The 22,736-nt window shown below is 36.3% G+C and carries 28 protein-coding genes; 13 read left to right on the top strand and 15 right to left on the bottom strand.

The window, feature by feature from the left end; genetic code table 11:
• Nucleotides 1-29 precede the first annotated feature (29 nt).
• Both putP and MHH59_RS06240 read left to right on the top strand, forming a co-directional pair.
• Nucleotides 30-1,508: a sodium/proline symporter PutP gene (putP, locus tag MHH59_RS06245; protein WP_002125993.1), complete on the top strand. Its 1,479-nt coding sequence runs from the start codon at nucleotides 30-32 to the stop codon at nucleotides 1,506-1,508.
• 158 nt (nucleotides 1,509-1,666) lie between these two features.
• Nucleotides 1,667-2,065 carry an Ig-like domain-containing protein gene (locus tag MHH59_RS06240; protein WP_002125992.1) on the top strand — a complete coding sequence of 133 codons (399 nt, stop codon included), beginning with the start codon at nucleotides 1,667-1,669 and terminating at the stop codon, nucleotides 2,063-2,065.
• A gap of 24 nt (nucleotides 2,066-2,089) precedes the next feature.
• On the opposite strand, the gene MHH59_RS06235 is transcribed toward MHH59_RS06240, so the two are convergent.
• Nucleotides 2,090-2,485 (bottom strand): PH domain-containing protein, encoded by a 396-nt coding sequence (locus MHH59_RS06235; RefSeq protein ID WP_002186408.1) that lies wholly within the window; start codon nucleotides 2,483-2,485, stop codon nucleotides 2,090-2,092.
• Nucleotides 2,486-2,572: 87 nt separating this feature from the next.
• On the opposite strand from MHH59_RS06235, the gene MHH59_RS06230 reads away from it, so the two are divergent.
• Nucleotides 2,573-3,244, top strand: a complete 672-nt coding sequence (locus MHH59_RS06230; protein WP_088038128.1) for a DUF4386 domain-containing protein — start codon at nucleotides 2,573-2,575, stop codon at nucleotides 3,242-3,244.
• Here MHH59_RS06230 and MHH59_RS06225 read toward each other — a convergent pair.
• Both MHH59_RS06225 and MHH59_RS06220 read right to left on the bottom strand, forming a co-directional pair.
• Nucleotides 3,234-3,809, bottom strand: coding sequence for a Crp/Fnr family transcriptional regulator (locus MHH59_RS06225; RefSeq protein WP_078178308.1), 576 nt, complete (start codon nucleotides 3,807-3,809; stop codon nucleotides 3,234-3,236). The genes MHH59_RS06230 and MHH59_RS06225 overlap by 11 nt on opposite strands.
• A 181-nt stretch (nucleotides 3,810-3,990) precedes the next feature.
• Complete coding sequence (locus MHH59_RS06220) at nucleotides 3,991-4,902, bottom strand: DMT family transporter (protein ID WP_002030492.1); 912 nt, start codon at nucleotides 4,900-4,902, stop codon at nucleotides 3,991-3,993.
• A 203-nt stretch (nucleotides 4,903-5,105) separates the two neighbouring features.
• Between MHH59_RS06220 and MHH59_RS06215 the strand changes: the two genes are divergently transcribed.
• The 6 genes from MHH59_RS06215 to exsF all read left to right on the top strand — a co-directional run bounded on the left by MHH59_RS06215 (nucleotide 5,106) and on the right by exsF (nucleotide 10,321).
• Nucleotides 5,106-5,837, top strand: a complete 732-nt coding sequence (locus MHH59_RS06215) for an alpha/beta hydrolase (RefSeq protein ID WP_002030493.1) — start codon at nucleotides 5,106-5,108, stop codon at nucleotides 5,835-5,837.
• 90 nt (nucleotides 5,838-5,927) lie between these two features.
• On the top strand, nucleotides 5,928-6,446 hold the full coding sequence (locus tag MHH59_RS06210) for a YjcG family protein (RefSeq protein WP_002011397.1): 519 nt from the start codon (nucleotides 5,928-5,930) through the stop codon (nucleotides 6,444-6,446).
• Between the two features lies 1 nt (nucleotide 6,447).
• Entirely contained in the window at nucleotides 6,448-6,870 is a 423-nt protein-coding gene (locus MHH59_RS06205) for a GNAT family N-acetyltransferase (protein ID WP_050000080.1), read from the top strand.
• A gap of 99 nt (nucleotides 6,871-6,969) precedes the next feature.
• Complete coding sequence (locus MHH59_RS06200; protein WP_340850970.1) at nucleotides 6,970-9,036, top strand: ATP-dependent helicase; 2,067 nt, start codon at nucleotides 6,970-6,972, stop codon at nucleotides 9,034-9,036.
• A 143-nt stretch (nucleotides 9,037-9,179) separates the two neighbouring features.
• Complete coding sequence (cotY, locus tag MHH59_RS06195) at nucleotides 9,180-9,650, top strand: spore coat protein CotY (protein ID WP_002011392.1); 471 nt, start codon at nucleotides 9,180-9,182, stop codon at nucleotides 9,648-9,650.
• A gap of 167 nt (nucleotides 9,651-9,817) precedes the next feature.
• On the top strand, nucleotides 9,818-10,321 hold the full coding sequence (gene exsF / locus MHH59_RS06190) for an exosporium protein ExsF (protein ID WP_002011391.1): 504 nt from the start codon (nucleotides 9,818-9,820) through the stop codon (nucleotides 10,319-10,321).
• A gap of 76 nt (nucleotides 10,322-10,397) precedes the next feature.
• On the opposite strand, the gene MHH59_RS06185 is transcribed toward exsF, so the two are convergent.
• The gene (locus MHH59_RS06185) at nucleotides 10,398-10,583 is read right to left on the bottom strand and encodes a hypothetical protein (protein WP_033708144.1); all 186 of its coding nucleotides are present in this window, start codon (nucleotides 10,581-10,583) and stop codon (nucleotides 10,398-10,400) included.
• A 164-nt stretch (nucleotides 10,584-10,747) separates the two neighbouring features.
• Nucleotides 10,748-11,107 (bottom strand): DUF1360 domain-containing protein, encoded by a 360-nt coding sequence (locus MHH59_RS06180; protein ID WP_000899658.1) that lies wholly within the window; start codon nucleotides 11,105-11,107, stop codon nucleotides 10,748-10,750.
• Nucleotides 11,108-11,231: 124 nt separating this feature from the next.
• Between MHH59_RS06180 and exsY the strand changes: the two genes are divergently transcribed.
• The gene (gene exsY, locus MHH59_RS06175; protein WP_002125979.1) at nucleotides 11,232-11,696 is read left to right on the top strand and encodes an exosporium assembly protein ExsY; all 465 of its coding nucleotides are present in this window, start codon (nucleotides 11,232-11,234) and stop codon (nucleotides 11,694-11,696) included.
• Nucleotides 11,697-11,744: 48 nt separating this feature from the next.
• On the opposite strand, the gene MHH59_RS06170 is transcribed toward exsY, so the two are convergent.
• The 10 genes from MHH59_RS06170 to MHH59_RS06125 form a co-directional block, all read right to left on the bottom strand.
• The gene (locus MHH59_RS06170) at nucleotides 11,745-12,263 is read right to left on the bottom strand and encodes a spore coat CotO family protein (RefSeq protein WP_003187999.1); all 519 of its coding nucleotides are present in this window, start codon (nucleotides 12,261-12,263) and stop codon (nucleotides 11,745-11,747) included.
• Nucleotides 12,264-12,410: 147 nt separating this feature from the next.
• Nucleotides 12,411-13,181: an enoyl-ACP reductase FabI gene (gene fabI / locus MHH59_RS06165; RefSeq protein ID WP_002011384.1), complete on the bottom strand. Its 771-nt coding sequence runs from the start codon at nucleotides 13,179-13,181 to the stop codon at nucleotides 12,411-12,413.
• A gap of 108 nt (nucleotides 13,182-13,289) precedes the next feature.
• Nucleotides 13,290-14,144 (bottom strand): dTDP-4-dehydrorhamnose reductase, encoded by an 855-nt coding sequence (gene rfbD, locus MHH59_RS06160; RefSeq protein ID WP_340850968.1) that lies wholly within the window; start codon nucleotides 14,142-14,144, stop codon nucleotides 13,290-13,292.
• 11 nt (nucleotides 14,145-14,155) lie between these two features.
• Entirely contained in the window at nucleotides 14,156-15,127 is a 972-nt protein-coding gene (gene rfbB, locus MHH59_RS06155; RefSeq protein WP_002125972.1) for a dTDP-glucose 4,6-dehydratase, read from the bottom strand.
• Between the two features lie 15 nt (nucleotides 15,128-15,142).
• Entirely contained in the window at nucleotides 15,143-15,688 is a 546-nt protein-coding gene (rfbC, locus tag MHH59_RS06150; RefSeq protein ID WP_002011381.1) for a dTDP-4-dehydrorhamnose 3,5-epimerase, read from the bottom strand.
• Between the two features lie 8 nt (nucleotides 15,689-15,696).
• Complete coding sequence (locus tag MHH59_RS06145; protein ID WP_002030415.1) at nucleotides 15,697-16,434, bottom strand: sugar phosphate nucleotidyltransferase; 738 nt, start codon at nucleotides 16,432-16,434, stop codon at nucleotides 15,697-15,699.
• A gap of 14 nt (nucleotides 16,435-16,448) precedes the next feature.
• Nucleotides 16,449-17,129: a glycosyltransferase family protein gene (locus MHH59_RS06140; RefSeq protein WP_340850965.1), complete on the bottom strand. Its 681-nt coding sequence runs from the start codon at nucleotides 17,127-17,129 to the stop codon at nucleotides 16,449-16,451.
• 11 nt (nucleotides 17,130-17,140) lie between these two features.
• The gene (locus tag MHH59_RS06135) at nucleotides 17,141-17,827 is read right to left on the bottom strand and encodes a glycosyltransferase family protein (RefSeq protein ID WP_002140852.1); all 687 of its coding nucleotides are present in this window, start codon (nucleotides 17,825-17,827) and stop codon (nucleotides 17,141-17,143) included.
• On the bottom strand, nucleotides 17,824-18,513 hold the full coding sequence (locus tag MHH59_RS06130) for a class I SAM-dependent methyltransferase (RefSeq protein WP_002125965.1): 690 nt from the start codon (nucleotides 18,511-18,513) through the stop codon (nucleotides 17,824-17,826). Before MHH59_RS06130 ends, MHH59_RS06135 begins: the two co-directional genes overlap by 4 nt.
• 155 nt (nucleotides 18,514-18,668) lie before the next feature.
• The gene (locus tag MHH59_RS06125) at nucleotides 18,669-19,766 is read right to left on the bottom strand and encodes a tetratricopeptide repeat-containing glycosyltransferase family 2 protein (RefSeq protein WP_142273870.1); all 1,098 of its coding nucleotides are present in this window, start codon (nucleotides 19,764-19,766) and stop codon (nucleotides 18,669-18,671) included.
• A 165-nt stretch (nucleotides 19,767-19,931) separates the two neighbouring features.
• On the opposite strand from MHH59_RS06125, the gene MHH59_RS06120 reads away from it, so the two are divergent.
• The 3 genes from MHH59_RS06120 (at nucleotide 19,932) to MHH59_RS06110 (ending at nucleotide 22,734) form a co-directional block, all read left to right on the top strand.
• A complete protein-coding gene (locus MHH59_RS06120; RefSeq protein WP_340850963.1) occupies nucleotides 19,932-20,783 on the top strand; it encodes a BclA C-terminal domain-containing protein in 852 nt (283 codons plus the stop codon).
• A gap of 122 nt (nucleotides 20,784-20,905) precedes the next feature.
• Entirely contained in the window at nucleotides 20,906-21,751 is an 846-nt protein-coding gene (locus MHH59_RS06115; RefSeq protein ID WP_002064272.1) for a TylF/MycF family methyltransferase, read from the top strand.
• Between the two features lie 224 nt (nucleotides 21,752-21,975).
• A complete protein-coding gene (locus tag MHH59_RS06110; RefSeq protein WP_078178311.1) occupies nucleotides 21,976-22,734 on the top strand; it encodes a class I SAM-dependent methyltransferase in 759 nt (252 codons plus the stop codon).
• The last annotated feature ends 2 nt before the right edge of the window (nucleotides 22,735-22,736 follow it).

The raw sequence follows: 22,736 nt of genomic DNA, 5'->3' as shown, positions 1-22,736 counted from the left end.
AAAGACATGACAAAAGGAAGGGGAACTACATGAGTACGCAGATGTTAACTTTAACTTCTATCTCTATTTACATGCTCGGGATGTTAGTAATCGGCTATTTCGCCTACAAACGAACGTCCAACTTAACAGATTATATGCTTGGCGGGCGTACACTAGGCCCCGCAGTAACAGCATTAAGTGCTGGAGCATCTGATATGAGTGGTTGGCTTTTAATGGGATTACCCGGTGCAATGTTTAGCGTTGGATTAAGTAGTAGTTGGATTGCGATCGGCCTAACATTAGGCGCATACGCAAACTGGCTTTATGTCGCTCCTCGCTTACGTACCTACTCTGAAATTGCAAACAACTCTATTACTATTCCAGAATTTTTGGAACACCGTTTCCACGACAAATCTCACATGCTACGCTTAGTATCCGGACTTGTTATTATGATTTTCTTTACTTTTTATGTAGCTTCAGGACTAGTTTCAGGCGCTGTATTATTTGAAAATTCATTTGGTATGAACTATCATATTGGATTATTCATTGTAGCAGGCGTTGTTGTAGCTTACACATTATTTGGTGGTTTCTTAGCTGTAAGTTGGACAGACTTCGTGCAAGGAATCATTATGGTAGTTGCTCTTATTCTTGTTCCTATCGTAACAATTATGAATGCAAACGGACTTGGACCTGCATTTGATACAATTCGATCTGTAGATCCAACACGTTTAGATATTTTTAAAGGTGCCTCCACTTTAGGAATTGTTTCCTTATTCGCATGGGGCCTTGGTTATGTTGGACAACCTCATATTATCGTACGCTTTATGGCAATTTCTTCTGTAAAAGAACTTAAAAGCGCACGAAGAATTGGTATGAGCTGGATGATTTTCTCTGTTGTCGGAGCTATGTTTACTGGTCTTATCGGTATTGCCTACTATTCACAACAAGATTTGACATTATCTAACCCAGAGACAATTTTCCTTGAGCTTGGAAAAATTTTATTCCATCCACTTATTACTGGATTTTTATTAGCAGCGATTTTAGCTGCAATTATGAGTACAATCTCATCTCAGCTTCTCGTTACTTCAAGTGCTGTAACAGAAGACTTATATCATACATTCTTTAAACGTTCTGCTTCTGATAAAGAGCTTGTATTTGTCGGTCGTATGGCTGTTCTTGGTATCGCCTTAGTTGGGTGCGCATTAGCGTTTAAACAAAATGATACGATTTTAGCTCTTGTTGGATACGCTTGGGCTGGATTTGGCTCTTCATTCGGACCAGCTATTTTATTAAGTCTATATTGGAAACGTATGACGAAATGGGGCGCGCTTGCTGGTATGATTTCTGGTGCCGCGACTGTTATTATATGGACTCAATTTAAATTCTTAACAAACTTCTTATATGAAATGATTCCTGGTTTCACAATTAGTTTACTAGCAATCATAATCGTTAGTTTACTAACTCAACCTTCAAAAGAGGTTGAAGAGCAATTTGAGGATTTCGAAAAACAACATAGTCATAGTCTATAAAAAAGCTTTGCTGTTATCGTAACAGCAGAGCTTTTTTTATTACAGTTCGACAATCTTCTTCTCAAATTTAACAAATTCTTTATGTTTCGTTAAATTTAACATAACACTACTCCTTTATAGTATTAGTATTAGCACTTATACAGAAAGGGGACTCCAACATGTTAGCAGCTTTCCAGCAACAACACATAAGAAAATTTTCACCTATTACAAATACTTCTGCTTCTCGTTTAAACATTCAACCTAATCCACCCAAAATTTCAATTGCTCCTTCTGTTATTTCAGTTATCGGTGTTCATATGGAAAAAAATAAGTTAAAAATAAAAACTGGGCAAAGTACTGAGTTATCAGCTTCCGTTTTACCAATGCAAGCGACGAATAAAGAACTTATTTGGACCAATATGAATTCTGATGTCATCACAATATATCCAAAAGGTGAAACTGTGACGATTACTGGACAAAGTGCGGGAAGAGCAGTCGTAATTGTTACAACTGCTGAAGGAAAATTTCGTGACCTATGCGTCATTCATGTACAACCTTATATGACAAATCCAAAGTAAAAGAGTGGCTTCGTAGCCACTCTTTTACTTTATTTCAATGTGCGGATTTTTACTTTTCACAAGATTAATAAATTGTTCTTTATTTTTAGGAGAAATAATCTCTGTTTCATATGATCCGTAAACAATTTCTAATCGATCGAATGATAACGCATAAGCCGCTATTGGATTTTTTGTATTGGAAATTCGTTTTATGTCTCGTATAAATATACGCTTTTTAACCGGACCTGATGTAATCATAATTATTTCTTCCTTAACGATATATTTTGTTGAAAACCAACTCCAACTAAACAGTATAGCCAACGGAATTGTAAAAAATAAAAGAAAATATTCTCTCCCTGCAAATATGGGAGCAAAACACGCTCCAATGACAACGAAAAAAATCGGATATAACCATACATCTTTTTTTGATGGAAATTCCACTAAACTTCCTCTCCCTTGATTTAAGTCAATGAATCTCCTCCTCTTCCCTATTACAATGAAAACAACATTAGAATAGGAGGACGTATTATGACTGAGCGAAATTTTGCCTTATTTGCAGGCACTTCTCTTCTTATCATGGCATTCACTGCATTTTTTTCTTACGGTTTTGTTCACGGAAATCTCGTTGTACCAAGTAATGCGAGCACGACACTCCATAATATTCAAACTTCAAGTTCACTTTTCAAAGCAGAAATTTTCGGATGGATTATCATTTTTATTACGGATATTATCGCCTCGTGGGCTCTTTATTTCTTTCTAAAACCTATCCATACTAGCCTCTCATTACTAGCTGCCTGTCTTCGTCTTATGTATACAGCTATACTTGGGATTGCTATATTCAATTTAACATTTGTATTACTTCTTTCAAAAAGCACAGTTGCTAATTCAGAAGCATATACAATGTTATTTCTAGAAGCTTTTGAATACATTTGGTCTGTAGGATTAATCATTTTCGGCTTACATCTTCTCACCTTAGGATATGTAACCTTTCAATCTAAAAACATACCGAAGACTATTAGTATATTACTGCTCATTGCTGCAATCGGCTATATCATCATTAACGTAATGAATACGATGTTTTCACAATATGATGCGATTATTTCCATTCTTAACGTTGTCTTTCAACTACCGATGATCACAGGTGAACTAGGATTTAGTATATGGCTATTGCTTAGAGGTGGAAAAAACTCTACTGTTTGAGTCGTTTCTTAATTCTGCTTAATGATTCTGGCGTAATACCTAGATAACTTGCCAATTGATATTGAGGAACACGATCGATTAAATGCGGTCGTTTTTGTAATAATGATTTGTAGCGCTCTTCTGGTGTCGATGTAATAAATAATGTAAGTTCTTCTTGTACTTCACCAAAATTGTATTCAATCATTTGGCGCGTCATTTCTTCTAACTGTGAATATTTCTTATACATGTCCTTTTCACTATACAGATCGCCAACTACAACTAGACAATCTTCTAGGCACGTTAACGTATGTGGGGATAATTTATCTTGTTTATGATGATTGAAATTTGCGATTGCTTGTTCTTCTGTATAAAAATTTGATGTAACTTCTTTTCCAGATTCATCTATACAATGTTGCCTCACGCATCCTTTTAATACAAAATAACATTTAGACGGAACATCTCCTTGTCTTAAGAGCACTGTTCCTTTTTTATACTCTTCAATTTGTAATTCTTCTACGATCATGCGCTGCTGCTCTTCACTTAATGTTGTAAGATTTGTCATGTATTTCATTAAAGTCTCTTTCATTTGGTCTCTCCTTCCCCCTCTATATTTGTATGAGAAACGTATGATTTAACTCCACTATATATTATCTTTTTTCATGCTACATGGCGGGAATTCCCCCTATTAATCTGTTTTATTTTCTGCATGGAACAAAAAAAAGAGAAGTTACCAATAACTTCTCTTTTCGTATATTAGAATAAACTCGTTATAATTCCTGTGTATAAGCCGGTTCGTTCACCACATTTTTTGCTGTTCGCTTTTGTTGCTGTAGTAAGAAAACAGATACACCAAACAATACGAGCATGCTACCGATAATTTGCATTGCATTTAATTTTTCTCCAAGTAAGAAGAACGCTAGTATAGATGCCCCAACTGGTTCTCCTAAAATGCTCATTGAAATCGTTGTTGCATTTACGTAATTTAATAACCAATTATTAATGACGTGTGACACTGTCGGTACAATCGCAAGTAAAAGAAAAATACTCCAATCCCACTTCGTATAGCCTGTAAATGGCACTTGAAGTATAACGTTATAAATCGCTATAAATATACCAGCGAAGGCAAATACAGTGAAACTATAAATCCAATGAGATACTTTCTTTACTGTCGTTTGTCCGATAAATAAATAACCGACAACTGCTATTACACTTAAAAAGGATAATATATCCCCATAAATTGCTTGCTCACTTAGCCCTAAATCTCCCCAGCCAATACACATTACGCCTAGTATCGCAATTCCCATCGTCGCAATTGCTGAATAGGTTGTTCTTTCTTTAAATAAGAAAAAACCTCCCACTAAAGATACGATCGGTTGAAGTGCTAAAATAATCGTCGAACTAGCAACTGTCGTATGCTTTAAGGATTCAAACCATAGAAGAAAATGAAGAGCTAAAAAGAAACCAGATCCAATTAAAAATCCCCAATCTTTTATTTGAATCCTACTAAACTCTTCCCGTTTTTTCCAAACGATCGGCAGCATAATAAGTACGATAATCCATAATCGATACATACTTAAAACGGAAGATGGTGCTGAGGACATCTTTGCAAAAACAGCTGCGAATGAAATTGCTATAATGGAAATTGCTAGTGGTAGTGCGATTGATCTTTCTTGTTTCAAATCCTGTCTCCCCTCTCACCTGTAAAAAATCCCACTTCATTATATCCGTTTTCTTTCACAACTTAAATACTAATTTTTTAGATTCTTCGTACCATTATGGTAAAATAGAAATTAAGGCACCTATTAGTGATTATTTCTTTCCTTTTCACTACAAGCGTCGCTCTTACAATCATTACAGTAAATTTTTATTTAGGGGGATATACATGAATCAAACAATAGGGAGAATTGAAGAAATTTCATTTTTTAGTACATCACTTCAAGAGGAGCTTACACTTCTTGTTTATTTACCAGTAAATTACACACCTCTCCATAAGCATACGGTTGTTATTGCACAAGATGGTAGAGATTATTTTCAGCTTGGTAAAGCGCACCGTGTAATTGAGCGCCTTCGCGAAACTGAAGAAATTGACCGCACAATTATTGTCGGTATTCCATATAAAAATGTACACGATCGTAAGGAAAAATATTTCCCAAATGATGTAAAGAATGCTGCTTACATTCGCTTCCTTGCTCACGAGCTTGCTCCATATATTGATGCAAATTATCCAACGTATCAAATGGGTAAAGGACGCGTTTTAATTGGAGATTCTCTCGGCGGTACAGTTTCCTTCATGACCGCACTTATGTATCCGCATACATTTGGTAAGGTCGTTATGCAATCACCATTTGTTGATGAAACAGTCATGAACTTAGCAAAAGATTTCAAAAATCCGGGGGCGCTAGATCTTTATCACGTAATTGGGACCGAAGAAACAGCTGTCAAGCGTACAGACGGACAAGTATCTGATTTCGTAGAACCAAATCGCGAGTTAAATAAACTACTTACAGATAGAAATTTCATCACGCATTATGAAGAGTTTGAAGGGAATCACACATGGAAATATTGGCAAGCAGATTTACCAAAAGCATTTTCTCATATTCTATCAATGAAATAATAGAGAGCGGTATTCAGAATAATTTGATATAATAGATAAAGAGATTTATTCTCAAAATCTAACTAGACTTGCAAAGGGAGGAATTGGAACATGAAATTAGGAATTGTAATTTTTCCATCAAAAATGATTCAAGATAAAGCGAACGGATTACGTAAACGTTATGATCCGCATTACGCATTAGTTCCGCCACATATTACATTGAAAACACCCTTTGAGACGCAAGATGAACAATTAGAATCGATTGTGAATGAGTTACATACAATCGCAAATAAAACGAACCCTTTCACCCTTCATGTTGGGAAAGTCGGTTCATTCGCACCTGTTAATAATGTTCTTTATTTTAAAGTAGAAAAAACACCTGAACTTACTTTCTTAAATGAAGAAATGCATAATGGTTTCTTTACACAAGAGCGCGAGTACTCTTTCGTACCTCATTTAACAATCGGTCAAGACTTATCAGACGCAGAGCACGCTGATGTATTAGGTCGATTACGTATGAAAGATTTCTATTATGAGCAACCAATCGATCGTTTCCACCTTCTATACCAATTAGAAAATGGAACGTGGACTGTACATGAAACATTCCACCTCGGAAAGGAGAACAACTAATTTGCACGCACAAATCGTACAAACGGACGAACAACTAAATGATGCATTCTCTGTACGTAAGCAAGTATTTGTAAATGAACAACAGGTTTCTGCAGAAGAAGAGTATGATGAGTTTGAAGAGATTTCAACACACGTTGTTATATATGATAATGATGTTCCAGTTGGTGCTGGTCGCTTCCGCATCGTTGATGGAATAGGAAAAATGGAGCGCATTTGCGTACTAGCTTCCCATCGCCAAAAAGGCATTGGCAAAATCATTATGGATGCACTTGAAGCGCATGCAAAAGAAGAGTCTCTACCGAAATTGAAACTCCATGCTCAAACACATGCTGAAGTTTTCTATAAGAAGCTAGGATACGTGACGGCTTCTGATGTGTTTATGGAAGCAAATATCCCGCACGTCGTAATGATAAAAGAATTATAATTTTGTAGCAGGAGGTAGCCCCTCCTGTTTTTTACATTGCTATTTTCTTTTTCTTCCGCTAAAGTTAAATGTTGATGCTATAGTTTTGAAGGTGAATATATGACACAAGAAAAATTTTCACAAAAACCGTTAACACACGCTGGCATTCCGCAAGCGGCGTATCATATTCCGAAAACATCTACCCATTTAATTATGAAAGAAGATGCAGATGCGGCGTATTTCCGCGCTTTAGAACAGCAAGGTGTTTATTTAAATGAAAAACAGTTAGAAGCAGTGCAAACGACAGAAGGACCTGTCCTTACACTAGCTGGTGCTGGAAGTGGTAAAACATCTGTTTTAACAACTCGCGTTGGTTATTTAGTTAATGTAAAACATGTCCATCCGCGAAATATTTTGCTGCTGACGTTTACACAAAAAGCAGCTGAAGAAATTCGAAGCCGTGTAGCGAATTTACCTGGTATGAATCATGCTGCAAGTAGCTATGTCGTTGCTGGTACATTCCACTCTGTCTTTTTAAAATTGCTTCGTAGTCAAGGATATAATCAGCAAATTTTAGCAAATGAAAAACATAAACAAATTATGATAAAGAAAATTTTGAAAGAATTGCGCTTAAAAGACGATTATGATGCCGAAACGATACTCGCTATGATTTCACTTGAGAAAAACAAATTGAATCGTCCGAAAGATGTAAAAGCGAAAACACCGGTTGAACAAGAGTTCAAAGAAGTATACGAACGTTTCGAAGAGGTAAAACAACGACACAATTATATCGATTTTGACGACATCTTATTAGAAATGTATTATATGTTAGAAAATAACGCTCCCCTGCTTACTCAATTACAAGAGCGTTTTCATTACATTGAAGTAGATGAGTTTCAAGATACGTCGTATGCACAATATGAAATTGTAAAATTGTTAGCCACGCCGAGAAATAATTTATTTATCGCAGGTGATGACGATCAAGCGATTTACGGCTGGCGAGGGGCAAGTCACCAAATTATTTTATCTTTTCCAAAGGAATTTGATAATACTACGATTATCGCACTTAATACGAATTATCGATCTAATCCATTTATCGTAGGACTTGGAAATGAAGTTATTAAGCTCAATCAAGAACGTTTTGATAAAGAGCTATATTCTGTTCGTAACGATGGCATACAGCCGTTTTATGCACGACCTGCGACAACTCTTGATGAAGCAAATCAAATTTTGCAACTCATTCAGGAAAAAGTAGATAGTGGTGAACGAAATTATAAAGATTTTTGTTTATTATATCGTACACATTCTGTAAGCCGTTCTTTACTTGATCAGCTTACAATTCATAAGATTCCATTTATTAAACATGGAGCGAGCCAATCGTTCTACGAACATTCTTTAATTAGGCCCGTATTAGATCACTTACGACTCGTGCTTGAACCGTTCCGCCTCGAATCACTTTCAAATATATTACCAACAATGTATATTGGCCGTGATGAGTGCATTTCATTTATTGAACGTGAACAATGGAAATATGGTGAGGGCCGTTTCCCTTCTCTTCTTCATTTTCTATTACTAAACCCAAGCTTGAAACCTTTTCAAGTTAAAAAAGTAAATGAGCGAATCGATTTTATTAAGTTTATAAAAGAACTTGAACCGAAAAAAGCATTGAAAGAAATTATTCATGGTAAAGGAAAGTATTTAGAGTACTTACAAAGTAATGATCGTTCTTCCTTTACGATGCATAAGGACATACAAGAAGAAATGTTAGAAGAATTAATGGAATCAGCAACTCGCTTTACGGATATTCCAGCTTACTTACAATTTATTAACGAGGCCATTCAAGGTCAAAAAGAAATGGAAGCATTAAAAACAATGCCGCAAAAAGATGCTGTATCGCTTATGTCAATTCATAACGCGAAAGGCCTTGAGTTTCCATGCGTCTTTTTACTCGGAGCAAGCGATGGTATATTGCCGCATACTTCTTCTTTAAAAGATGCAAATGACCGTGTGACGGAGACTTCTGAAGCATTAGAAGAAGAACGACGATTACTCTATGTCGCCATTACACGCGCAAAAGAAGAACTTTACATTTCCTCCCCGCAATTTTTCAGAGGAAAGAAACTAGATATATCTCGTTTTCTATATACTACGCAAAAAGATTTACCTGAAAAGACATCCATTAAATAATGGGTGTCTTTTTCCATATCACGATATGTACATCCCCTCTATATAAATTCCCTGTTTCTATCCTGAGAATTAACGTAATATCAACCATATCCCGTTCATATTGTAATAGTGTATGTCAGAACTCACGATAAGGAGTGAACATAATGAGCTGCAATTGTAATGAAGATCATCAACACCATGATTGTGATTTCAACTGTGTATCTAATGTCGTTCGTTTTATACATGAACTACAAGAATGTGCAACCACAACATGTGGATCTGGTTGCGAAGTTCCATTTTTAGGAGCACATAACACTGCATCAGTAGCGAATACACGTCCTTTTATTTTATACACAAAAGCTGGAACACCTTTTGAAGCATTTGCACCATCTGCAAGCCTTACTAGCTGCCAATCTCCAATTTTCCGTGTAGAGAGTATAGATGATGATGACTGTGCTGTATTGCGTGTATTAACTGTAGTTTTAGGTGATGGTACCTCTGTACCACCTGGTGACGATCCAATCTGTACATTTTTAGCTGTACCAAATGCAAGATTAGTATCAACCTCCTCTTGTATTACTGTTGATTTAAGTTGCTTCTGCGCTATTCAATGCTTACGCGATGTTTCTATATAAAACTGAATACTAATTTAAGCATGGATTGGGTGGCAGATGATTCTGCCACCCAATCCATGCTTAAAAGGTATTATTATGTATTTTTTATAAAATTGGGAACTTGTCTAGAACATAGAACCTGTCCTTTTCATTAACTAAAAGTAGAAACAGATAAAGGAGTGAAAAACATGTTCTCTTCTGATTGCGAATTTAATAACATTGATTGTGAGGCGAAACCAGCTAGTACACTACCTGCCTTCGGTTTTGCTTTCAACGCTTCTGCACCTCAGTTCGCTTCACTATTCACACCACTACTATTACCTAGCGTAAGTCCAAACCCAAATATTACTGTTCCTGTAATAAATAATACAGTAAGTGTCGGAGACGGTATTCGAATTCAAGTAGCTGGTATTTATCAAATCAGTTATACATTAACGATCAGTCTTGATAACGTTCCTACTGCACCAGAAGCTGGTCGTTTCTTCTTATCATTAGGTACACCAGCTAACATTATTCCTGGATCAGGTACAGCGGTTCGCTCTAACGTTATTGGTACTGGTGAAGTAGACGTATCCAGTGGTGTTATTCTTATTAACTTAAACCCTGGTGACTTAATTCAAATTGTACCAGTTGAACTGCTTGGAACTGTAGACATCCGTGCTGCAGCATTAACAGTTGCACAAATTAGCTAGTAAAAAGCGGTATTTCTTAATTGAAATACCGCTTTTTATTTTTACAATAAAAAACACTCACCGTAACATGAGTGTTTCATTCTTCATATTGTTTTATTGTATTCTTCTTTTTCCCACAGTTGCATCCCTTTTTTTTCACAAACCCTTGTTGCTGTAACTGTTCTTGATATGCCTGTTGGTGTGCTTGTTGCTGTTGCTGTATGTTATACCACTGCTGTAGATCATATGAATTTTGCCTTGGATTATTGCTCACAGCAAACATCTCCTCTACTGTCAATTCTGTCTATTTACTATATGAACAACTCTTTATTTCCGTTCCCGCATCCTCTTAAACTCCGCTTTTTCTAACATCATGAAGATTTATCCCGATTGGTGCGGGCTGATAATTAGCGGGGGATGCCCCACACTGATTAAATTTTCACTTTATTATTCTCCCATAAAATATCCTGTAATTGTTTCAATGATCGCTGCTGCACCTGCAATGGCTAATAATGCTAGTACAGGCTCTGCAACAATAGGAATCCATTTATATAAAACTAATAAAAAAGCACTAACCCACACACCTGTACACCAATAGCAGCTTAATAATTCTCCAATCCACTTTCTTAATCCTTTCCCTTTCACCTTTGTAAAAGTCGATACACTTCCATCAGGCTCTGTAATCTCTAACTCATCAATAAACGGTCTTCGCAAAAAAGCTGTAATTTTATCATAAACAATAAGACGAGTTAACCTAAATGCAGCTAGCGCAAAAATAAAAAATAAAAGCCAGCTTGTAAATAACATAATTCCACCTTCCCTATCCTCTTTAGCCTATTTAAAAAAAAAGGTCTTAAGATTGTGACCAAATCTACCCCACTCCAATATCTTATTAATGTAAATACAAACAAGAAGATAAGGAGTGACATTAATGAGTTGTAACGAAAATAAACACCATAGCTCTTCTCACTGCGTAGTTGACGTCGTAAAATTCATCAATGAACTACAAGATTGCTCTAGTTCAACATGTGGTTCTGGTTGTGAAATTCCATTTTTAGGAGCACACAATACAGCAGCAGTAGCAAATACACGCCCTTTTATTTTATACACAAAAGCTGGAACGCCATTTGAAGCATTTGCACCATCTTCAAGCCTTACTAGCTGCCAATCTCCAATTTTCCGTGTAGAAAGCGTAGATGACGATAGCTGTGCTGTCCTACGTGTGTTAACTGTAGTATTAGGTGATGGGTCTCCTGTACCACCTGGCGACGATCCAATTTGTACGTTTTTAGCTATACCAAATGCAAGATTAATCTCGACATCTACTTGCATTACTGTTGATTTAAGCTGCTTCTGTGCTATTCAGTGCTTACGCGACGTTTCTATAGTTAAGTAAACTAAAAAACTATTGGGGTGGTAGAAGCTTTCTACCACCTTTACATATTTAAAAGCCGGCCATATCAATCGATTTGATGTCTTCTATAGATAATCGAATATCTCTCATACTATTTGGTGGCATAATGGATACAATGCCATTACGGTAAGATATAATCGATCCTATATATGAGACGGTCGTCGTTCTTATTCTACATCTTATTTTTGGAATGTAATGAGGACGATTTAATAAAAAATGAATTTTTTCTTCATTATTCATATCCTTAAAGGATTTATTGTAAGGGACCGTTCTCACTTGCTCTTCCTCTACTTTTTCTTCCACCTCCACTTTAGGCTCCTCTCGTGGTTCTTGTTTCTCTTGTTCTACCACTTCTTCCACAGCACTACTTACAATACTTTCATTTCTGTTACTTTGCTCTTTTTGATCCTCATCTTCGAAATTCGTTAAAATAATTCTTTTTATTTTCGGTGCAGCGAGTTCTAAATTTACTTGTGCAATATATAACAACGGTTTTCCAACTGTTGAACTTTTATTTTTATTCTTCACACTCGTCCCTCCCACTTCCATACGTAGCTGGATAAATCGTGTACTATTATAGTTATATTCATAACGTGGCTAGAACTTTCGTTAAAAATCGTTCTTTCTGGGAACAATTAAAAAGGACAGTCTCAACGTTTAGAGACTGTCCTTTTTAAACTTTAATTCCTATTATATTTATCCTAAAATATGATATCCTGAATCAACATGAATGTTTTCACCTGTTACTCCGCGTGCTAAATCACTGAATAAGAATACTGCTGTATCTCCAACTTCTTCTGGAGTCGTCGCACGACGAAGTGGTGCGCGTTCCTCAATTTCTTTTAAGATTGAGTTAAAGTCGCCTACACCTTTCGCAGATAACGTACGAATTGGTCCTGCAGAAATAGCGTTAACGCGAATGCCATGTTGTCCTAAATCGTTCGCTAAATATTTCACGCTAGCTTCTAACGAAGCTTTCGCAACACCCATAACGTTATAGTTTTTCACAACGCGCTCGCCGCCAAGGTATGTTAAAGTTAAAATATTTCCGCCTTCTGTCATCACTTTCTTCGCTTCTCTTGCTACAGCTGTTAAAGAGAATGCACTAATATTTTGTGCAAGTAAAAATCCATCGCGAGAAGTATCTACAAATTCGCCTTTTAAATCATCACGATTTGCAAAAGCAATACAGTGTGCAACACCGTGAATTGTACCAACTTCTTGCTTAATAGTTTCAAAGCAAGCTGTAAGTTCTTCATCATTCGTTACATCACAAGGTAATACAAGTGATTCTTGTCCTTCTAATGTTTCCGCTAGTTCACGAACGTTTCTTTCTAAACGCTCTCCTGCATATGTGAATATTAATTTTGCACCTGCATTATGCAAAGAGCGAGCAATTCCCCATGCAATACTTCTTTGGTTCGCAACGCCCATAACAACAAATGTTTTCCCTTGTAATAGTTCCATGATATATCCTCCCAGAAATACTTATACTTGTTATTAGTACCTGATACTATAATTATAGTACCATAAAACCTCTTAAAGGCAAACAAAAAAGTCACTAACATAAATTTGTTAATGACTTTTTGTTTCTATAAAAAACCTTTCTAATCCTTCTTCCCAAGTAGGCATTTGTAAAAAACCATTTAATCGTAGCATGTTATGTTGAAAGATAGAATATTTTGGTCTCGCAGCCGCCGATCCGAATTCTTCAGTTGAAACAGGTAATACATTCACTTTCATATTTGCATACGAAAATATTTTTTGGGCAAATTCAAACCAAGAACATGATCCTCTATTGGATACGTGATACGTACCGTATAAAGAAGTGTGAATGAGCTTATTAATCATTATATTTAAATCTGCCACGTACGTAGGAGAGCCAATTTGATCCGCTACAACAGATATGTTTTCTCTCTCTTTTCCTAATCGTAGCATCGTTTTCACAAAATTATTTCCATACTTACCATACAACCACGATGTACGAACTATAAAATATTTATTATGTAACTCTTTTACGAACTGCTCTCCTGCAAATTTAGAAGCTCCATATATATTTATCGGTGCTGGATTATGAAATTCATGATAGCCATCCGGTTTGTCACCTGGAAATACATAATCGGTACTGACATACACTAACTTAGCCCCTACTAATTGTGAAGCAACCGCTACATTTCGAGCTCCAATCGCATTTATTAAGTAAGCAAGATCCTGTTCTTTCTCAGCACCATCTACCTTCGTATACGCTGCACAATGAACAATTGTATGTGGCTTTATTTCTTGTACCACTTGCTTAATTCGGGATATATTTGTTACATCTAATAACTTTTTATCAAATGGATATATGTCATATTCCTCAGAATTCAACTCTTCTTGTAGTTGCTTCCCTAGCTGACCGTTCGCTCCCGTTATGATAATCCGTTCTTTCATCTACATGCCCCTTACTTTTCTTTTAGTGGTTTCCACCAGTCTACATTGTTTTTATACCATTCCACCGTTTCTTTTAATCCTTGTTCGAACGTATACTTCGGTTCCCATTCAAACTCATTCTTCATTTTTTGTGCATCAATCGCATAACGACGGTCGTGACCTAAACGGTCTGTTACAAATTCAATATCTTTTTTCGTTTTTCCTAAAAGTTTTATAATTTGTTCCACAACATCTACATTTGTTTTTTCGTTATTTCCGCCGATATTATACACCTCTCCTACACATCCCTTATGCAAAACGGTGTCAATTGCACTACAATGATCCGTTACATGCAGCCAATCCCTTACATTCAATCCATCACCATATAATGGTAGTTTCTTTCCTTCAAGCGCATTCGTAACCATTAACGGAATTAATTTCTCAGGATATTGGTACGGTCCGTAGTTATTAGAACAACGCGTTATAATAACCGGTAATTGATACGTTTCATAATAAGATAAGGCTATCATGTCGCTACTCGCTTTACTTGAAGAATATGGACTATTAGGAGCTAGCGGGGTTTCCTCGGTAAACTTTCCTGTTTTCCCTAAAGAACCGTATACTTCATCTGTTGATACTTGCACGAGTTTAATATGTGAATATTTTTTCACTAACTCCAACAGCGTGACTGTACCTATTACATTCGTATCATAAAAAGGAATTGGGTTTTCAATACTACGATCCACATGTGATTCAGCTGCGAAATTTACAATTACTTGCACGTCACGTTCCTTAACAACATGTTCCAGCAGCTCTCCATTTTGGATTTTCCCTTTTACAAATGAGTAGTTAGGATTTTCTTGAATAGACTTTACATTATTTAAATTCCCGCTATATGTTAATGCATCGTAATTAATGATTTTATATGTTTCATAGTTTTTTAACATATAGTGAATGAAATTACTTCCAATAAATCCAGCTCCACCTGTAACTAATATATTCATAAACAACTCTCCTACTTAAAAACTATCTTCATATTCCTGAAGTAATGGTAATATTCGATCCTTATCGGACAAGATAGGATTTGTTACCGGCCATGGAATTGATAATTCTTTATCTTCCCAAAGCAAACCGGAATCGTGATCAGCACTATAATACTCATCTACTTTATACATAACAATTGTATGAGGTACAAGTGTACAAAAACCATGAGCAAATCCTTTCGGCACTAATAATTGCCTATGATTATCCGCACTTAAAATATAACCTCTCCACTTTTTAAATGTAGGTGAATCTTTTCGCAAATCAACGATAACATCATATATTGCACCTTGCATAACTTGAATGAGTTTCGTTTGTGCTTTCGGATTTTTTTGAAAGTGTAGCCCTCGAATCGTCCCCGAATGCGCTGAATAAGATACGTTATCTTGCAGAAATGAATGCGTAATCCCTAACGATTCTAGCATCTTCTTATTATAACTTTCAGTAAAAAAACCTCGCTCGTCTTCAAACAATCTCGGTTCTAACAATTTCGCATCGGTAAAATTTGTTTCTACAACTTTCATATTTTCACCTATTCTCCATTAAACTGTTTCCCAAAGTTTATATCCCGCGCTAACGTATTCGCTCTTTGAAGAGAAGCATGCGTTCCCGCATCAGTCCACCAGCCGCTCATTTCATTATAAGTAAGTACTCCTCGTTTTAAATACCAATTATTTATATCTGTAATTTCAAGTTCCCCTCTTGCGGAAGGTTTTAATTCTTTTATATAAGAAAAGACTTTCGAATCATACAAATAAATTCCCGTAACAGCATAAGAACTTTTCGGCTCATTCGGCTTTTCTTCAATTCCAATTATTTTTCGGCCTTGAATATGCGCTACACCAAATCGCTCGGGATCTTCTACAGATTGAAGCAGCACTTTAGCCCCTTCTTTTTGACTTGTAAACTCTTCAACATACGGGCAAATATCATCTGAAAAGATATTATCTCCTAATATAACTACCATCCGATCATTTCCTACGAAATCTTCACAAAGTCCTAGTGCCTGCGCAATCCCACCCGCCTTATCTTGCACACGATACGTAAAGGATACACCAAACTCTTGACCACTTCCTAGAAAGCTCACAACATCTCCCATATGCTCTTTACCGGTAATAATCATAATATCTGTAATTTCACATCGCTTCAGCTTATATACCGCATGATAAATCATCGGATACCGCCCAACGGGAAGTAAATGTTTATTCGTTACTTTCGTTATTGGATATAATCTCGATCCTGTCCCGCCTGCTAAAATAATCCCTTTCATCCTTCATCTCTCCCTTATGATGGAGATAGCACCTCTTTATAATGTTCCACAAAAATTTCCCGGTATTTCTCATATGTATCCGCATCAAACTCATCTCCGTTGTAATGAATACACCATAGATTTGCTTGATTAGGGATACCAATTAAATATCCAGCCTTTTGAAATTCTAAAGACTGTGACACATCATAGAAATGAAATCCTTGAAACAAATCCTCTCGCCACGGAATATCATACTGCGTTGCCATGAGTAAACCATCGATTGCTTGCACTGACATAAAAGATTGTTTTCCATAAAAACCCAGATCGAAATTTAATAATTGATAATTCTGTCTTCTGTACTCAATCACTTTCCCTACTAAATTTTTCCCTTCCCACCATATCCCGTTACTCGGTAAAAACTGAGCACCAGCTACTCCAATTAAACCAAGCTTTTCATTTTCTTTAAAAAGAGAAATGAGGGTACAAAACATATCACGATTAATAAGGTAAGTATCTTGATGTATATATACTTTATATTTCGCCGGATATGAAAGTGCTCGATTGTACGCACTTGCCATACTTTTCGCATCTCGTATCGGAAAAATTTGCACTACATAGCCAGGGGGAACAACAATGTTTCTTATTTGCCTTTCGCATTGCTCGAAAAGCTCTTCATTATTTACACAAACAACAACTAATATTGTATGATCTTTCATTTTGTAGCCCTCTATTCTTCCTTATTCACATCTGACATATAGTTCTCTACAAATACTTTTCTATACTTTTCATAGTTCGTCATATTTACATCGAAATGATAATGAATACACCAAGCATCACGCTGCACAGGGACACCGACTGTATACCCAGCTTTTTTAAATTCAAAAGATTGGGATACATCATAAAAATCAAACCCATCAAATAAGTCCTCTCGCCACGGAATATCATATTGTGTCGCCATCAATAAACCGTCAATACATTCCACAGGAATAAATGTTTTCGATTCATGAAATGGTTGCTCTAAACTTGCCATATAAAACAAATCGTTCATATAACCAATGACTTTCCCGACAATCCCACGCCCTTCGTTCCATACACCATTTGGAGGAACATATTGGGATCCAACCATCCCAATCATCCCAAGATGTTCATGCTCCTCAAATAATTGAATTAATCCGTATAGAAAGGCTCCATTTATAATAAAGACATCTTGGTGTAAATACACTTTATACTTCGCTGGATGTGAAATGGCTTGATTGTATCCGCTCGTCATACTTTTTGCATTTCGAATCGGCATAAATTGTATAGTATACCCAGGAGGTACTGCCAATTTCAATATATGTCGCGCACATTGTGCATACAATTTCCGATCATTTATACATGTAACAAATAGTATTGTTTTTTCTGCAGCACTCATAACTGTGATTTTTCTGCTTCAATAATATATTGAAATACAACTGTCTCAGCCATGAAGCCACTTCCAAGACGATACTTTTTACAAATTCCATATAACTCTTCAATAAGTGGCTCATATATTTTATGATCAACATATACACGATCTACTTTACTAATAGAATATCCTGCTTTTAAAAACATTCTTAGCATTTCATTAAAAGTAAAGAAACGAATATGCGTTTTATCTAATAATCCATATTCTGTATACGTCCAATTTCCAGCGAGTAAGGGAGCTAATACTGAAATGTGCGCAACGTTTGGTATGCTAGCTAAAATCACACCATTTTCTTTTATATATGGCTTTACTTTCTTTATAACAGCCCACGGATCAAATAAATGCTCTAATACATCCCCGAATATGACACAATCAAATTGTTCCTTCTCATAAGGAAGATCCATTGTTTCTATATCACCTAAAATAACATGATCTAGTTTTTCTTTCGCTTTTTCGGCAGCCTCTGGGAACGCCTCAATTCCTGATACACGTGCTCCATTTTCTTTTATAGCCGCTCCTAATGCACCGCTCGAGCAACCAATATCAAGAACTTCTTGCCATTCCTTTTTTATATGCTTGAATAAATTAGGGTTTATCGCATTATAATAATGTTCAGATTTTTCTTCGTATAAAGAACTTTTCTCCCGATTCATTTCACACACTCCTTATGCAAATTGAATTTGAAATATAAACAAAAGATATTCTACAAAGGATGCCATCTCTATTGGTTGCATTACCGATAATCTAATATATAGCCATTCTACTATCATTAGAATAGCGACAAGTCATTTCCTAAAAATAGAACAAATTACATTTTATATTGTTTATCATAGATGCCTCTAAAATATTTACGGTTATATTCAATCGCAGCATTATTCGGAACATAAGAAGCTGCCAATTCATTATAATAATAAGCTTTATCTTGATCTCCTAATCTGCTATAACAAATACACATTTGTAAATATGGAATCCACGTATAACTAGCCGGACTGTGAAAAGGACTATCCTCTGCTAGCGGCACTTCAGTTGCTAGCTTAAACCAAAATATCGCTTCATTATACTTTTGTTGTTCCATATATACATATCCTATTCTTGTACAATTCTCTCCTCTAGGAATACCATAACGAAACGACTTCGTACAAGTTTCAACTGCCTTCTCCCAGTCTCCTAACTTCGCATAACAATCTCCTAACTTACCACATGCATAAATTTTCTCTTCATGCCATCCTTCCTCTTGATTAAGAAATGTTTCATACAGAAGAACCGCATCGTCGTATTTTTGATTATCCATAGATTCATTACCGTAATAAAATAAATCTCTCGGGCTTAATTCTTCTCCAGCTGCTACAGCATTTTGAAAAATTTTCAAATTACGATTCGTTATTTCTTTTTCTTTCTTATGTGTAATGGCGACATTACTATTGTAAATCTCACCAGAAACAGCTAAATACTCATGCACCTTTCCAAACCATTGAAATTGTTTTTCACGCTTCACAAGTCGGTATCTTCTTGTGCAATATAAAGGTTTCCCATTAGAATCCATTACAAGATAATAAGGCATAGAAACAGCGTCAACTTTACCATCTAACTCTCGTTTTAATGTTTTCAGTGATTCTTGAGCTTCCTCTAATAACACATCATCAGCATCTAACCATAATATATATTCTTGCGTTGCTTTTGAAAACGCAAAATTTCTAGCTGCCGCAAAATCATCAACCCACGGAAAATCGTGTATGTTAGAAGTGTATTTTGCTACAATTTCCTTCGTTCGATCAGTGGATCCTGTATCAACTACAATAATTTCATCAACAATTTTTTCTACCGCGTCCAAACATCGATCTATTGTATTTTCCTCATCGCGAACAATCATACATAGACTAATTGTAATTCCTTGCTTGTTCAACATAATCACCCTCTTCCAACTCAATCATATGTTATACATACAATAAACTTTCCATTTTTTTAACTTGTTCAAGCTATTTAAGATTTCTTTTTAATAATTCAAATGTCCGTGTCATTTTCTTGCGATTTTGCATCTACTATATAATGAAAGCTTTATGGAGGTGAATTTATGTCAAATAATAATTATTCAGATGGCTTAAATCCTGATGAATTCTTATCAGCTAGTGCATTTGATCCTAATCTTGTAGGTCCAACTTTACCACCAATACCACCGTTTACACTTCCAACCGGGCCAACTGGGCCTACTGGGCCTACTGGACCGACTGGACCTACCGTACCTACTGGGCCAACTGGGCCTACTGGACCGACTGGACCGACTGGACCGACTGGACCGACTGGGCCTACTGGGCCTACTGGGCCTACTGGAGACACTGGTACAACTGGCGCGACTGGACCGACTGGACCGACTGGGCCTACTGGAGACACTGGCGCAACTGGACCGACTGGGCCTACTGGAGACACTGGCGCAACTGGACCGACTGGGCCTACTGGAGACACTGGTGCCACTGGTGCCACTGGACCGACTGGACCGACTGGACCGACTGGGCCATCTGGATTAGGACTTCCAGCAGGATTGTACGCATTTAACTCTGCTACAATTAGCGTAGCTCTTGGAATTAATGAGCCAGTACCATTTAATACTGTTGGATCTCAGTTTGGTACAGCAATTTCTCAATTAGATGCCGATACTTTCATCATAAGTGAAACTGGATTCTACAAAATTACTGTTATCGCATATACTGCATTAGTAAGTGTATTAGGTAGCCTTGCAATTCAAGTTAACGGTGTCAATGTACCAGGTGCCGGAACAAGTTTAATCTCACTTGGAGCACCTCTCGTTATCCAAGCGATTACACAAATTACAATAACTCCATCAATGGTTGAAGCAGTTGTTACAGGACTTGGCTTATCGCTAGCTCTTGGTACTAGTGCATCAATTATTATTGAAAAAATTGCTTAATTTTTTACTTAGCAGTAAAACTGATATCAGTTTTACTGCTTTTTCAATTATGAATTCAATCATGAAACCTTCACTACCTACATAATCATATTGTTGTATGACATTTCGCAGGAGGCATCTATATGGAAAATAAATCTGCTGTCCAGCTTTATCTCGAGTTGTTAAAGAAAACAATTCTGTTTGAAATATGGCTAGAGTATGAGCCATATTTACCTGCTTCGTTACATATATCTAAGGAACTTCCATACGAACCCGTTACAGTTCCACTCCCTTTATTTATTAAACAATATGCAGAAAATCATAATTTAAAAATTATTAAACCTAACGTTTTAAAAAGCGAACGTCAAGACGGAATGGATTGGCCAAGAGCAGCACACAGTATGATCGGCCGGGAACGCATGAATCAATTACATGAAGCATTAGAAACAGTTGTCCGTGAAAATATAGAAGGTGATTTTATTGAAACAGGTGTGTGGCGCGGGGGATCGTGCATTTTTATGAATGGTTTTTTACAAGCAAACAACATTACTGATCGCAATGTATGGGTTGCCGATTCATTTGAGGGCCTCCCAACACCAAATATAGAACAATACCCGAGAGATTTCGGCGATTACTTACACAGCTTTGATTATTTACGTGTTTCTTTAGAACAAGTACAAGAAAACTTTAGAAAATACGATTTATTAAATGACCAGGTAAAGTTTTTAAAAGGTTGGTTTAAAGATACTTTACCCTCAGCACCGATAGAAAAAATTGCGATTGCTCGCCTTGACGGTGATATGTATGAATCAACGATGGATGGTCTCGTAAACTTATACGATAAAGTTTCTAAGGGCGGCTATATAATTATCGATGATTACGGACTACCACCATGCGCTGAGGCTGTGACAGACTTTAGAAATCAAAGAAACTTAAAAGCTCCTATTACTAAAATTGATGTATTCGGGGTTTATTGGCGAAAAGAATAGGGCGAAACTTTATTCAGTTAAGGTTTCTCCATCTCACACTAATTATTGGCCTTCGCCAATAGCATGATAAATAAAAACAAAGGCTCCCATTACTATTTCCAGTTGTTCTAGGGAGCTTTTTACATATCGCAACAGTTCTAATATCGTTTCCCCTCCCACTATAAAATGGTAGCTGCATATTAAAAATGTTGGTTCCCTGTTTACTACAAGGAAGGAGTGAAATTATGAGCGAGCTTGAAAAAAAAATCGCATTAATCCCACCTCCCGAACTCGTCCAATATGTAGGGGGCGACTTTCAAAAGGTTGGAAAAGAATTCATAAAGTATTTTATTCAAATTGGTAGTTTAAAATCCAATGAAACAGTGTTAGATGTAGGTTGTGGTGTCGGCCGAATGGCGGTCCCATTAATGAATTACTTAAGCGATGATGGAGCTTATTATGGATTTGACTTATTTAAAGATGGCATTACATGGTGCAAAAATAATATTTCAGCTGCCCGTAGCAATTTCCATTTTGAACACGTTGATATATATAATCAATTCTACAACCCAGAAGGAAAAGAAGATGCTTCTCAATACAAATTTCCATATGAAGACGATTCATTCGATTTTATTTTTTTAACTTCTGTATTTACCCATCTCCTTCCGAAAGAATTAGAACATTACGTATCTGAGATTGTACGTGTTCTAAAAAAAGATGGGAGATGTTTTATTACCTTCTTTCTCATTAACCCTGAATCATCCTATTACTTAAATTCTGGGCTAAGTACATTAGGTTTTTATCATCAAATTGAAAATTGTTATGTTGTGAATAAAGATATTCCTAATTTCGCAGTTGCCTATCCTGAAGAAGATATCCGCACCTTATTAAATAAACATGGCTTAGAGGTAATTAATAAACCGCATTATGGTTTATGGTGCGGCAGAAATGAGTATACAAGTTATCAAGATATCGTTCTTACAAAAAAAGCTTCTGAAAGGTAGTT

The sequence above is a fragment of the Bacillus sp. FSL E2-0195 genome, assembly GCF_038003645.1.
Classification (GTDB): domain Bacteria; phylum Bacillota; class Bacilli; order Bacillales; family Bacillaceae_G; genus Bacillus_A; species Bacillus_A mycoides.
The sequence above is the reverse complement of the archived record's forward strand: the minus strand, read 5'-3'. Positions and strand labels throughout refer to the sequence as shown.